Source organism: Streptomyces sp. NPDC047515 (assembly GCF_040643055.1).
Classification (GTDB): Bacteria; Actinomycetota; Actinomycetes; order Streptomycetales; family Streptomycetaceae; genus Streptomyces.
On sequence record NZ_JBEYTM010000065.1, the window covers coordinates 1 to 13,035 of the forward strand.

The window sequence follows — 13,035 nt, forward strand, 5'->3', positions numbered from 1 at the left end:
TCGAGCGGTGGTTCGGACTCCTGACGGACAAGCAGATACGGCGCGGCACCCACAAGTCCCTCCACGCGCTGGAGAAAGACATCCGAATCTGGATCGAGACCTGGAACGAGAACCCCCGCCCCTTCGCCTGGACGAAGAGCGCCGACGAGATCCTCGAACGCCTCGCCGCATATCTTGATCGAATTCCCGGCGCAGGACACTAGTCGTGACATTCGACGGTCACGGCGAGGTCCTCGCCGTCGACATGGAGAGCTGAGCCTCAGGCGCCCACATGACACACACCGCCCCGACTCCAGAGTCAACCCCCGAAGGACTTCCGGCGCAGACCACTAAGGGGGCCTGATGCGCGGGCCGGTCAGTCATGCGCGCTCTGACCGCCTACGACCACTGGAACCATCCATTAGGCGAAGATCAACAGTCACCCTGTGTACGCGACCACACGAAGGGGACCAGAGCCGAAACTCGTGAACTTCCGCCCGGTCTCAGGAGGGTCCTGCCTCCCGACTCGGTGTCGAAGTGCTGTCCATTCTCATGGACGAAGCCACCAGAAATATGAGCCGCGGGGAGCGGCACTCTCCAGTCAGTCGGGCGGCTCGGGGACCGGGCGAGAACTGGGACCCGGCGCCGGGGGCGACGTGTCTGGCTGGGGCTCGGGTTCGCTGGGACCTGGTTCGGGCGGCGGCTGCGGGTCGTGTGGCACCGGATCCGGCCGACTGGGGGCTGGCCCCGGGCCCTCGGGGGAAGGTTCTGTGGTCATTGCTCTCGTCCCTTCTCGCGTCGCTGCTTCGCACCTTCCCAGCGGACCAACCGCAAGTTGAGTGAGGTCGCCTCGGAAATGGTCCGTGACAACGGGACAGGGTCCTGGCGCCGCAGTCGGCATCTCACACGGGGATGGAGACTGGCAGCAAAGGAATTGGGCAGCCGCTTTGGAGGAGATGCGCATCAACGACTGCAGGCGTCTGTCTTCGTCACGGGCGTCGAACGCGCCCTCCACCGCACCATGCTTCCACCGTGCCCCGAAGTTCGCCCGGCGCGCGTGGCTGTGTCCACTCACGCTGCCGTCGGCCATCGCTACGGCGAACGCATCACTGGAGGCGTCGTCACCGTTGGCCGCGGTCACCACTCCGTACGGAGCGATGGGTCGCCTCCCGCCGCATCTGAGCGGGTGACCCCAGCGGGGCACGAGAGCGGCCAGGGCAGCCGACGCCTCCACCGGTAGCCAACGATGAGCTTGCCGACCGCACGCGTCGCGGACGAACCTCCGGACCGGATCGTCTGTGAAACGCCCCCTCGGACAGCACCACCGCGTCGTACAGGATGGCGGCGAGCGAAGCAGCGCGTGGTCGACCCGAATGCTGTCTCCCTGACTGGTGCTGACCGTGCCGTCCTGCGGAGCGATCCGTCTCCCCGGTTGCTCTCGAAGTTCAAGGCGGGAGACGGCGTCGGAGTGTGAGTGCTGGCCGTGTCCGGCCTTGGTACGGAGTGCGGACAGCGTTCGCTCCGAAGCCTCCTGTGCCTGCTCAGCGCATGGGCGGAGGAACAACACAGTGGCTTCCCGCTTCGGCCACCCGCTGTACGCTCGCCGCCAAAGGCGCCGAGCGTGCATGCTGGGGGGCGAGTCCACCTCGCAAGGCAACGCCATGGTTTCCACGCCCAGCCCACCCCGGGGCTTCTACGCCGAGGTACTTGAGTGGGCCTACGCCCGGCCCCGATGCTGCGGGGTCTGCTACGAGCAGGGCGGCGTCGCGCTCCGGGACGTCGGCAACGTGGCAGCCTGGATCGTATCGGCCGGTTCGGCGCTGAGCGGCGAGCGGACGAGTCCGCGCTGGAACGTCTACTCCCCCGTACCGAATGCCGGCACGGCAGCGGAGGCGGCCTCCCGACACGGTGGCGGAACCATCGGCCGGGCCGTAGAGGGTGATCGCCGTACGGCCCTGTTGCACGACCCGCAAGGCAGGGTCTTCGGTGTCGAGTCTCCACGCGACTCCGTGATCACCACCACGGCGATTGGGCTCCGGCGCGGCGCAGGTTCCGATCGTTTCCCGCGGGCCGGGAGGCCTGGCGAGGCCGCATAAGCGCAAAGATTCGGGGACCCCACGACAGCAAACCGCTCCCGGCGGACCCATCCAACCGAAAAGGTCTGGGAATGTCTGACAACGACGTGAGTACGCGGAATGTGCTGGCAATCGTCACGAACTACGGCGTCGAGCAGGACGAACTCCTGGTGCCCCTCGAACACCTGCGTGGTTGGGGCGCCAATGTGGACGTCGCTGCCGTGTCGGCGGACGACATTCAGACCCTGGTCGGCGACAAGGCTCCTGGAAAATCCATACGCCCCGAACTTAGTTTGAGCGACGTTGACCCGGCCGATTACGACCTACTGCTCGTGCCGGGTGGCACGTTGAACGCCGATGCGCTGCGCCAGCAGGGTTCGACGACGGAGATCGTCCGCTCCTTCACGTCGTCCGGGCGCCCCATAGCTGCCATCTGTCACGGCCCCTGGGCCTTGGTCGAGGCGGGTGTCGTCGAAGGCAAGAGGCTCACCTCCTACCCCTCGTTGAGGACAGACATCGGCAATGCCGGTGGTGAATGGACCGACGAGCCGGTCATCAAGGATGACTCCCGCGGCTGGACCCTCATCACCTCGCGCAACCCGGGTGATCTGGAGCCGTTCCTCCAAGAGATCGATGCGGCGCTCGCCGTAGACGCTCACTGAACGCGATCGATCCGATACGTGGCTTCCGGCTTACGCGAAAGACTCGTGGACGCCACGGCGCAGCACCCCGTAGCTGCTTCTCCCACCTCGTTCTCGCAACACGACGACCTCGTCGCTGCGGAAGTGCCCGCCGTACGCGTTCGAAACGACGTTCCGACGAGCGCCGTACACCCATGTGGCCGAGCGGCTCTTTGGACGGGTCGGTGCAGGGTGGTGAGCCGTCGACTCCATGGCGGTCCTGTCGCTCTGCCGTCAACGCAGCGCTTCCGGATCCAAAACTGTGGGAGGCCCCCCAACACTCCACCGGCATCGAACGCTGAACCAGCGTGGAGGGCATGGCCCTCGAATCGCCGAAACGGGCCCGCTCCTTGTTCACCAGCGCTTCGATCGCCCCTCGGTGCTCTCACCACCCCGCTCGGCGCTCTCCCCCATATGCTCGAACTGGCGTTCCCTGTTGGACCAGGCCCGCAGACCACGCGCCTGGTCCGCACTCCCGACTGCGCCGCATCAGCCGCCGACACCATAGAGACACCACCCGTCCGGTCCGCCCCGAATACCGAAGTTCAACGCTGCGTAGTCAGCACCAAGTCAGCACGGGATAGGTGATCAGGGTGCTGACATGCGGTTTTAGTCAGCACCAAACCAGCACAGGAGTCAGCACCAGGGCACTGAACCATGCCGAACGGTGCAACCCGGACAGGCGCCTGCCAGCCTTCAGCCCGGCCCTCGAAGCAGTCTCGACATGCCTGTCATGGTGGCCCCGCGCACACCCGGCCCGAGAACTATGGGGTCCCGCCACATACGCCTCTGACCTGCCCCTTCCTACGGTGTGGCGACACGAATCCGTCCCCGTCAACCGTCCGGAAGTGGTGTTCATGGCTGCCTCGGCATCCGCCCCGCCGACCACCCGCTCACTCAAGCGCATCGTCGCCGCAAGCCTCATCGGGACCACCATCGAGTGGTACGACTTCTTCCTGTACGGGTCAGCCGCCGCGCTGGTCTTCAACAAGCTGTTCTTCCCCGAGTCCGACCCGCTCGTCGGCACGCTGCTCTCGTTCCTGACCTACGCGGTCGGCTTCGCCGCCCGGCCGCTCGGTGCCCTGGTGTTCGGGCACTACGGCGACCGGCTCGGCCGGAAGAAGCTGTTGGTGCTCAGTCTGTTGATGATGGGCGGAGCGACGTTCGCCATCGGGCTGTTGCCGACGCATGCCACGGTCGGCGCCGCCGCCCCCGTGCTCCTCACCGTCCTGCGTCTGGTGCAGGGCTTCGCCCTAGGCGGTGAATGGGGTGGGGCCGTGCTGCTGGTGTCGGAGCACGGGGATCCCGAGCGGCGCGGGTTCTGGGCCTCCTGGCCGCAGACCGGGGCTCCGGCCGGGCAGTTGCTCGCCACCGGGGTGCTCTCCGCTCTCACCGCGCTGATGTCGGACTCGGCCTTCGGGGCCTGGGGGTGGCGCATCCCCTTCCTGCTCTCCGGGGTGCTGGTGGTCATCGGCTTGTGGATTCGCCTCTCCGTCGATGAATCGCCGGTGTTCAAGGCAGCGCTGGCGCAGGCCAAGGAGCGCAGGTCGGCCTCCGCCGCGGCGGAGAAGATGCCGCTCGTCGCCGTGCTGCGGCACCACTGGCGCGATGTGCTGATCGCCATGGGGGCCCGGATGGCGGAGAACATCAGCTACTACGTCATCACGGCGTTCATCCTCGTCTACGCCACCACCGCGGCAGATCTGGGCAAGCAGACGGCGCTCAACGCGGTACTCATCGCCTCGGCCATCCACTTCGCGGTCATTCCGGCGTGGGGCGCACTGTCGGACCGTATCGGGCGCAAGCCCGTCTATCTGGTCGGCGCCATCGGCGTGGGGCTGTGGATGTTCCCGTTCTTCGCGCTGATCGACACCCGGAGCTTCGGAAGTCTGCTGCTCGCCGTCACTGTCGGGCTCATCTTCCACGGCGCGATGTACGCGCCTCAAGCGGCCTTCTTCTCGGAGATGTTCGCGACCCGGATGCGCTACTCGGGCGCGTCGATCGGGGCGCAGTTCTCGTCGGTCGCGGCCGGTGCCCCCGCGCCGCTCATCGCCACCGCTCTGCTCGCGGACTTCGACAGCTCGACACCCATCTCGCTGTACGTCATAGCCGCGGCGCTCATCACCGTACTGGCGGTCGGTTGCGCCAAGGAGACCAGGAACCGGGATCTGTCGGACATCGACGGGGCCGCTGCCCCGGAGCCGGAGGCGCCCGCGGCGCTGCCGGCCGACGCCCGAGGCGTCTGAGCCGTGCTCGTCGGACGGGCCGGGGAACCGGACCCGTCCGACGAGCACGGGTCGTCACCGCTGAGCGGTGGGCTCGAACCAGGTGGGTTCGTCGGTCAGTGACTGCTTGATCCTGAAGAGCGAGAACTCGTTCAACGGCGGCAGCGCGTCCACCTGGAACCAGCCCACCTCCAGCGACTCGTCGTCGTTGACGCGCGCCTCGCCACCGGTCGCCCGGCAGCGGAACGTGACGTCCATGTACTGGCAGCGGTCGCCGTTGGCGTACTGCACCGGTGCCAGGGCCTGGGTGAGGACCACTCGCTCCGCCACGCAGCGCACGGCGGTCTCTTCGTACACCTCGCGCTCCGCCGTCGTCGCGGGCTGCTCACCGGGCTCGCAGATGCCACCGATGACCGACCACTTTCCGGTGTCGGACCGGCGTCCGAGGAGCACTCTGCCTTCGTCGTCGAAGACCACGGCTGTGACACCCGGCAGCAGCAGCAGTTGTTGGCCGGCGGTGGCACGGATGTCGCGGATGAAATCAGGAGTAGCCATGGACCGACCCTACGTGGCGGGCGGGGTGGTTCAGCGACTCCGCCGCAGCCGTACCGAACGCACGGTGACCCAGCCGAGCCCCGCCACGGCGATCAGCGCGAGAAGTCCTTCGGGGAGCGTGCCCATCCGGGTCGCCGGCGTCAGCGAGGACCTCAGCGGCACCTTGTCCACGAGCGCGTCCGAGGTGAACAGCTTCGTCTTCTGGACAACGGTCCCGTCCGGGCGGATGACCGCGCTGACCCCGCTGGTCACCGGGACGACGACGGACCTGCTGTGCTCGACCGCCCGGACCCTGGACATGGCCAGCTGCTGGTAGGTCATCTCGCTGCGCCCGAAGGCGGCGTTGTTGCTGGGTACGGCGATCATCTGACCGCCGTGCATGACCGTGTCCCGCACGGCGTCGTCGAAGGCGGCCTCATAGCAGGTCACCAGGCCCACGTTCGTGCCTGCCAGATCGAAGACGCCGACCTTCTTTCCAGGGCCGAAGTCCCGTCGTACGCGGTCCACGTCGGAGCTGAAGAGGCGCACGAAGGAACGCATCGGGATGTACTCGCCGAACGGCTGGATGTGGCGCTTGTCGTACGTCTCGCCGGGCCCCGCCTTCGGATCCCACTGGATGAGGGTGTTGCGCAGCTTGCCGGTGTCGGGCTCCACCACCGCCCCGACCACGGTGGGCACGCCGATCGCCTTCACCGCGTCGTCGATCACGATCCGCGCGTCGGCGTTGCGGTAGGGGTCGAGGTCGGAGGAGTTCTCCGGCCACAGGACGAAGTCGGGCTGGGGAACCTTGCCCGCCTTCACGTCCTGGGCGAGTTGTTCCGTGCGGCGCACATGGTTGTCGAGGACGGCGCGGCGCTGGGCGTTGAAGTCGAGTCCGAGCCGCGGCACGTTGCCCTGGATCGCGGCGACGGTCACGGTGCCGTCCTCTGCCGAGTCGTCCACGAGCGGCAGGGCGGCGTAGGCGGCGGCGACGGGCACGAGGACGGTCGCGGCCGCCGCGGCGACGGCGGCCCGGGGCATCTCGCCCGTGCTGCGGTACCTACGGAATTGGCGTACCGCTTCGTAGAGACCGAAGCCGCACAGCACCACAGCAAAGGAGAGCAGCGGCGTGCCGCCCACGGCCGCGAGCGGCAGGAACACGCTGTCCGCCTGCCCGAACGCGATCTTCCCCCAGGTGAAACCGCCGAACGGCACCCTGGCCCGAACCCCCTCGTCGAGGGCCCAGACCGCGGCGGCCCAGACCGGCCAGCAGGCCAGGCGCGAGACAGCGGCGATCCCGAGGCAGCCCACCGCGATGAACAGCGCCTCGGCCAGGGCCAGCGCCAGCCACGGCACCGGACCGACCTCCTCGCCCGTCCAGTACAGCAACGGCAGCATGAAGCCCAGCCCGGCGAGGAGGCCGAGGCCGAACCCCGCACGCAGTCTGCGGGTGTGGAGCACCCAGCCGAGCAGTGCGAATCCGGGCAGAACCAGCCACCACAGGGGGCGCGGGGGGAAGCTCAGGTAGAGCAGCACTCCGGAGATCACGGCGGCTGCGGGCCGTACGAACCGATGTGTCAGCCGTCTCCCCCGGGGCACGGGGGTGAATGCGGGCTGCTGCGGGTCGTCGACTGAGGTGATGGTGGCGCTCACCCGGCGGAGTCTACGGTGATCGCCTGTGTGCGAGGCAGTCCCGTTCGCGTGACGGAACCCTTCATGCCGGATCGTTTCGCCATTTTCCCGCACAGATCCGGTCCCCTGCCGTTACGGTGTCCGCCAGTGCCCGCCGATCGGCCGGATCCGGCCGATGCGAACGGGTCGGTCACAGGTCGGGGGGCGAACGTGACACATGCACCAGCGGGTCGGGCCCGGACGTGGGAACGGAGCCATGCGTCCGACGGAGCCGGGGCCGTTGTTCTCGCCGCCTGCGCGATCTGGTCGTTGATCAGTGCCGCCGGACGGGAGACGGGCCCGGAGGGCGTCCTGCTGGCCCTGCTCGCCGTCGCCGCGGGCTTCGCCTGCGGGCGGATCTGCGGAACGCTGCTGCCGGTGGCGACGGCCGCGTCCGCCGCCGCGGGGGCGCTCCTCCTGGCACTCCTCTCGCGCCATGGCATGCCCGGCCCCACGGTCGCGGTGGACACGGCCGCCGGTCATGCCGGGGCGGCCGCCACACTGCTGATGCTCTCGGTGGGCGCCGCCTGCTGCGCGGCGGCGGCCGCCCGCCGGGCTTCCCAGCGGTTCACGCTGCGGATGCTGGCGCTCGGCACGGTCTGCGCGGCCCCGGCGCTGGGCTCGGTGGCCGGATCCGTCGCGGCGTGCGCGGTGCTGCTCTGTTCGCTGTTCGCCGCCAGGATGCGACAACGGCTGCTGGGTCTCGCCGGGCTCGCCCTGGCCACCGGGCTCGTCGTCGGCACGTCAGGGGCGGTCGCCGCGGACGCGCTGCCCCACGGCCTGATCGTTTCCCTGGAGGGTCCGCTCACCTCGAATCGGGTGCAGCTGTGGCAGGACGCGTGGGAACTGGCGGACGAACACCCTCTGCTGGGCGTCGGCCCGGCACGGTTCGCCGAGCTGAGCCCCACCGTGGAACGGACGGTCCGCCCCGACGGCAAACCGCACTCGGCGCCCCTGCAGCAGGCGGCCGAGCAGGGTGTGTTGGGAGTGGTGCTGCTGGGGTCGGCCTTCGGGTGGCTGCTGTACGTGCTGTGGCGTTCGCCACGCAGTACGGCCGTCGTCCTGACCGCGGGCGCCGCGCTCACCGCACTCGCGGTGCTGGCGAGTGTCGGCAACGCGCTCAGCTTCGCGCCGGTGACCGCGGGGGCGGGGCTGCTCGCGGGGCTCGCCTCGGCCCGCAGCCCCATCGGCGACGGCACGGCGGGCGGGGCTGACGACGGGGAAGACGATACGCACGGGGCACATGAGCCGGACGGCGTCGGCACGGGCCGATGATCCGGACGGGGCGAACGATGCGGCGTACGGTCCCGGCGACGCGGGCGGCACGGCCTGCGGTCCAGTGGAGGGGGCGGCCCGGTGTAGGCCCACCGATACGGACGGCCTGCGGTCCAGTGACGGGGGCGGCCCGGTGTACGAACCCTGCGATGCGGACGGGTCGCGCCCGGCCGGCCTGCCGCGCCGCGCTCCGAGCCGTTGCCGGGGCCCTGCGGGCCGTGCCGCGGGTCAGGCTCCGGCCGGCGCGCCGGTCGCCCGCAGGTGCAGGCGCTCGCGGATGAACCGTACGCCCGCCTCCGCGTCGTCGACCGTGATGGTGAACGTCCGGCCGTCACCGAGCCTGAGTACCAGCCCCTCGCCCCTGCGGACCACCACCGCCGTGCCCTGCTCGGGGCGCCAGCGGTAGCCCCAGCCGCCCCACTGGCGCGGGGTGACCCGGGGTGCGAATTCCGCGCCCACCACATGGGTGAGCAGGATCCGGCGGCGCGGCAGGCCCATGTGGCCGCAGCGCACTTCCAGAGCGTCCCCGTCGACCCTGACGGCCACGTTCACGAAGGCGAGAGTGCCGAACAGCATGAGCAGTCCGGCGGCCACGCAGCCGATCACGGACATCAGCAGCGGGGCGATGCCGGAGGCCCAGTTGGAGGTAACGGCCAGTTGGACACCGAGCGCCACACAGGCCGCGCCCGCGGCGGCGAGCACCCACTGGGCCCGGTTGGTGGCCCGGCCGATCCAGACCTCGGAGTGGGGATCGGCTCCGGTATGCCTCGGTTTTCGGGGGTGGTCCCTCATGCCAAGCAGCGTACTCAAGAACCCGCACGCCGGGGATGGGTCCGATGGCCCGCGCAGGGTCAGCGGGCGGGGCTGACGGCGCCGAGCAGTTGCCCCTCGGCATAGGCCAGAGCGGCTTCCGGCAGGTCGGCACTGCGCCCGCTGAGAACCACGGTGACGCCTCCGGCCGATTCGGCCGACGGAGCGGGTTCGGCCCCGATCCGGCGCAGCGCCTGGGCGGCGACAGCACCGGCGGAGCCGTGGAGCGCGACGGGAGGCAGACCGGGCTGCCGGACGGCGGCACGGATGCGTTCGGCGACCAGTTCGTAATGGGTGCACCCGAGGACCACGGCCCGCACATCACGCGGGGTGAGCGCGGCGGCTGCGGCGACGGCCCGGTCGATCGCCGCCTCGTCCGCGTGCTCCACGGCGTCGGCGAGACCTGGGCACGGAACCTCGGTGACGGCGACGGAGCCGGCGAATTCACGGATGAGTCCGCGCTGGTACGGGCTGCCCGTGGTGGCCGGCGTGGCCCAGATCGCGACGGGGACGCCGCCGGCGACGGACGGCTTGATGGCGGGAACGGTGCCGATGACCGGCAGTGCGGGTTCGAGTTCGGCGCGGAGCGCCGGCAGGGCGTGCACGGAGGCCGTGTTGCAGGCGACGATCAGCGCGTCGGGCCGGTGGGCCGCGGCCGCTCGGGCCACGTCCAGCGCGCGGGCGGTCACGTCCTCGGGGGTACGCGGCCCCCATGGCATGCTTCCGGGGTCCGAGGAGAGCACCAGATCGGCGTCGGGCCTCAGGCGGCGTACCGCGGCGGCGGCCGCGAGCAGGCCGATTCCGGAGTCCATGAGCGCGATCTTCACCCGGTCACCTTAGTCGACCGCCCTTGCGGTTCCGTCACAGTGGGGCAGACTGCGGCAAATGAGTGCCGTTGCCTGGATCGCCGTGGGTTCGCTGGCCGCGTGGGTGTGGCTGCTGCTGGGACAGGGTTTCTTCTGGCGCGCCGACCAGCGGCTGCCGCCCCGGGAGGCCCCGGAGCACTGGCCGTCCGTCGCGGTCGTCGTGCCCGCGCGTGACGAGGCGGACATGCTGCCGGTGAGTCTGCCGTCACTGCTGGCCCAGGACTATCCGGGGGCCGCGGAGATCTTCCTCGTCGACGACTGCAGCAAGGACGGCACCGGAGATGTCGCCCGTGCGCTGTCCGTGCGGTACGGGGGCTTGCCGGTGACGGTGGTGTCACCCGGTGAGCCGGAGCCGGGCTGGACCGGCAAGCTGTGGGCCGTGCAGCACGGGATCTCGCTGGCACGGGCCCGGGAGCCCGAGTATCTGCTGCTGACGGACGCCGATATCGCGCATGAGCCGGACAGCCTGCGGGAGCTCGTCGCCGCCGCCGTCTCGGGCGGGTTCGACCTGGTCTCGCAGATGGCCCGGCTGAGGGTGTCGAGCGTCTGGGAGCGGCTGGTCGTGCCGGCCTTCGTGTACTTCTTCTCGCAGCTCTATCCGTTCCGGTGGGTGAACCGGGCTGGTGCCCGGACGGCCGCGGCGGCCGGAGGGTGTGTGCTGCTGCGGACGGAAGCGGCGGAGCGGGCCCGGGTACCGGAGTCGATCCGGCAAGCGGTGATCGATGACGTGTCGCTGGCGCGGGCGGTGCAGCGCGGCGGCGGGCGGATCTGGCTGGGGCTGGCGGAACGGGTGGACAGCGTGCGGCCGTATCCGTGCCTGGCGGATCTGTGGCGGATGGTGTCGCGGAGCGCGTACGCCCAGTTGAGGCACAGTCCGCCGGTGCTCCTCGGGACGGTCCTGGGGCTCGCGCTGGTCTATCTCGCGCCGCCGGTCACGCTCGTCGCCGGGGTGCTCGGCGGTGCTCCGGTGGCGGCCTGGGCGGGCGGGGCGGCGTGGGCCATGATGACCAGCACGTACATGCCGATGCTCGGCTACTACCGGCAGTCGCTGTGGCTGGCGCCGCTGCTGCCGTTCACCGCCGCGCTCTATCTGCTGATGACGGTCGATTCCGCCGTACAGCACCACCGGGGGCGCGGCGCGGCCTGGAAGGGGCGTACGTACGCCCGTCCCGAGGCCGCGCCGGACCGGTGAGCGGAGCCGGCCGTGGGCCGATGACCGCAGTGCCGACCGGACCCCCGCGGGGTCATTTTCGGCCGGGCGTCCAGTTCATGCCCCACCCGTAGGCGTAGTCGATGGTGCGCTGCGGGCTCACTCCGCGCTCGGGTACGAGATAACGGGCCTCGCGCTGCACCGTGAGGTCTCCCCCGTTGTTGGTGAGGAGCGCGAGCGCGCAGACGGTGGACGGGACGGTGCATTCGTCGAGCGAGAAGTCGATCGGAGCACCGTGCTGGGGCCGGAGGGTGACCGTTGCATGGAGATCGGCGAAACTCCGGGCGCCTTCATAGATGGTGACGAAGATCAGGACGCGGCGGAACTTGTCCTTCTGGTCGAGGTTGACGGTGAGGTTCTCACCGGTGGCGACGGCGCCGGTGCGGTCGTCTCCGTCGAGATGGATATACGGGGGCTGCCTGAGTGCACCGAACGCGTTTCCGAGTGCCTGTACGACTCCCTTGCGGCCGTCGGTGAGTTCGTAGAGGGCGCAGAGATCGAGATCGAGGTCCGCGTGGTCGGCGACCGCTCTGCCGAGCTTGCTCGCCCAGCCCTTGAACTGTTTGCGCACTTGCCAGTTGAGATTGACCTGCAGGACTCCCGTGGTACCGCCCTGTTTGGCCAGGGAGACCGAGGGCGCCTCCTTGGTGAGCGTCACCTTTGACAGCCGGACGGGCGGGGCGGCAGGAGGCACGGGGGGCGCCGTCGGCGGCACGGGCGGGAGCACCGGCGGAGGCGGGGGCAGATCGTCAACCCGTGCACCCCCCTGGGTCCGTTGAGGGGACTGAGGTTGTTGATGCGGTTGGGGCCGCTGTGGTTCATCGACGGAAATACCGAAGTCCGTCGCGAGACCTTCGAGACCGCTGCTGTATCCCTGGCCGACGGCACGGAATTTCCAGGCGCCCTGGCGCCGGTAGAGCTCCCCGAGAATGAAGGCGGTCTCGACCGTCGCGTCCGTGCTGTCGAAGCGCGCGATCTCCGAGCCGTTCGACGCGTCCGTGACCCGTACGTAAAGCCCCGTCACCCGACCGAAGGTGCCGCCGTCCGCTGAGGCCGCCAGGACGATGCCCTCCACGGCCGGCTCGACGCGTGCCAGATCGACGGCGAGGCTGTCCGTCACCCCGTCGGCGGTGGTGCGCTTGCCCTCGTGACGAACCGCGCCGGACGCGTGGGAGGGCTGGTTGTAAAAGACGAAGTCGGCGTCGTCGCGCACCTTTCCCGACACGAGAAGGAGTGCCGAGCCGTCCACGTCCGGTGTCCCCGGAAGTGCGCGCCACCCCAATTCGACCCGCACGGCCCGAGCCGCCACCGGAACATTGGCGCCTTTTAGCATGGTCATGCTCGCCCCCATCGCGAGTCCGGCTGCCCGAATGCCTTTCTCCGACAACCTAATCCCCTGCGCGCCACGGGGCCCACAGCGGTGCGGCCACCGCCCGGCGCTCCGTCGGTACCCCGTTCTCTTTTTCGCGGTCCCGCAAGAGGGCCTCCGGGTCCGGCATGACTGTTGCCCCCTTGGAATCTGACGGCGATGCCGTCGTTGCGCGCGGCGGTCGCGAGGAAGGCTCAGGGAGGGACCGCGACGCGGTCCACTCATTGCCGGGAGGCAACCTGGGGCCCGGACCGCACGGGACTCCGCCCCACCGGGGTCCACCCATCGCCGGGAGGCAACCAGGTGAACAGTGCCGTCGTCCTCAACGACGGGTCGTCTCA

At 69.8% G+C, this 13,035-nt stretch carries 9 protein-coding genes and 1 pseudogene; 5 read left to right on the forward strand and 5 right to left on the reverse strand.

What is annotated here, in order from left to right:
- From ABZ826_RS33550 to ABZ826_RS33560, 3 genes and pseudogenes are all read left to right on the forward strand, one after another.
- A pseudogene (locus ABZ826_RS33550) lies at positions 1 to 203 on the forward strand (IS630 family transposase); the annotation flags it as partial.
- Positions 204 to 2,146: 1,943 nt separating this feature from the next.
- Positions 2,147 to 2,716, forward strand: a complete 570-nt coding sequence (locus tag ABZ826_RS33555; RefSeq protein ID WP_361457003.1) for a type 1 glutamine amidotransferase domain-containing protein — start codon at positions 2,147 to 2,149, stop codon at positions 2,714 to 2,716.
- Positions 2,717 to 3,591: 875 nt separating this feature from the next.
- On the forward strand, positions 3,592 to 4,980 hold the full coding sequence (locus tag ABZ826_RS33560) for an MFS transporter (protein ID WP_361457006.1): 1,389 nt from the start codon (positions 3,592 to 3,594) through the stop codon (positions 4,978 to 4,980).
- A gap of 54 nt (positions 4,981 to 5,034) precedes the next feature.
- On the opposite strand, the gene ABZ826_RS33565 is transcribed toward ABZ826_RS33560, so the two are convergent.
- The gene (locus ABZ826_RS33565; RefSeq protein WP_361457009.1) at positions 5,035 to 5,514 is read right to left on the reverse strand and encodes an NUDIX domain-containing protein; all 480 of its coding nucleotides are present in this window, start codon (positions 5,512 to 5,514) and stop codon (positions 5,035 to 5,037) included.
- A gap of 30 nt (positions 5,515 to 5,544) precedes the next feature.
- The gene (lnt, locus tag ABZ826_RS33570; RefSeq protein ID WP_361457012.1) at positions 5,545 to 7,146 is read right to left on the reverse strand and encodes an apolipoprotein N-acyltransferase; all 1,602 of its coding nucleotides are present in this window, start codon (positions 7,144 to 7,146) and stop codon (positions 5,545 to 5,547) included.
- 189 nt (positions 7,147 to 7,335) lie between these two features.
- Here lnt and ABZ826_RS33575 point away from each other — a divergent pair, with 189 nt between their 5' ends.
- Positions 7,336 to 8,439, forward strand: coding sequence for an O-antigen ligase family protein (locus ABZ826_RS33575; protein WP_361457015.1), 1,104 nt, complete (start codon positions 7,336 to 7,338; stop codon positions 8,437 to 8,439).
- Positions 8,440 to 8,667: 228 nt separating this feature from the next.
- Here the strand turns inward: ABZ826_RS33575 and ABZ826_RS33580 are convergent, their stop codons facing one another.
- On the reverse strand, positions 8,668 to 9,231 hold the full coding sequence (locus tag ABZ826_RS33580) for a hypothetical protein (RefSeq protein WP_361457018.1): 564 nt from the start codon (positions 9,229 to 9,231) through the stop codon (positions 8,668 to 8,670).
- A 59-nt stretch (positions 9,232 to 9,290) separates the two neighbouring features.
- Positions 9,291 to 10,076 carry an aspartate/glutamate racemase family protein gene (locus tag ABZ826_RS33585; protein WP_361457021.1) on the reverse strand — a complete coding sequence of 262 codons (786 nt, stop codon included), beginning with the start codon at positions 10,074 to 10,076 and terminating at the stop codon, positions 9,291 to 9,293.
- Positions 10,077 to 10,134: 58 nt separating this feature from the next.
- Here ABZ826_RS33585 and ABZ826_RS33590 point away from each other — a divergent pair, with 58 nt between their 5' ends.
- Positions 10,135 to 11,307, forward strand: coding sequence for a glycosyltransferase (locus ABZ826_RS33590; protein ID WP_361457024.1), 1,173 nt, complete (start codon positions 10,135 to 10,137; stop codon positions 11,305 to 11,307).
- Between the two features lie 52 nt (positions 11,308 to 11,359).
- On the opposite strand, the gene ABZ826_RS33595 is transcribed toward ABZ826_RS33590, so the two are convergent.
- Positions 11,360 to 12,676, reverse strand: a complete 1,317-nt coding sequence (locus ABZ826_RS33595; RefSeq protein WP_361457027.1) for a TerD family protein — start codon at positions 12,674 to 12,676, stop codon at positions 11,360 to 11,362.
- Between the last annotated feature and the right edge of the window lie 359 nt (positions 12,677 to 13,035).

Coding starts and splice junctions, on each gene's coding strand:
- ABZ826_RS33555 (WP_361457003.1), top strand. CDS start 2,147: ATGTCTGACAACGACGTGAGTACGCGGAATGTGCTGGCAATCGTCACG.
- ABZ826_RS33560 (WP_361457006.1), top strand. CDS start 3,592: ATGGCTGCCTCGGCATCCGCCCCGCCGACCACCCGCTCACTCAAGCGC.
- ABZ826_RS33565 (WP_361457009.1), bottom strand. CDS start 5,514: ATGGCTACTCCTGATTTCATCCGCGACATCCGTGCCACCGCCGGCCAA.
- ABZ826_RS33580 (WP_361457018.1), bottom strand. CDS start 9,231: ATGAGGGACCACCCCCGAAAACCGAGGCATACCGGAGCCGATCCCCAC.
- ABZ826_RS33590 (WP_361457024.1), top strand. CDS start 10,135: ATGAGTGCCGTTGCCTGGATCGCCGTGGGTTCGCTGGCCGCGTGGGTG.
- ABZ826_RS33595 (WP_361457027.1), bottom strand. CDS start 12,676: ATGGGGGCGAGCATGACCATGCTAAAAGGCGCCAATGTTCCGGTGGCG.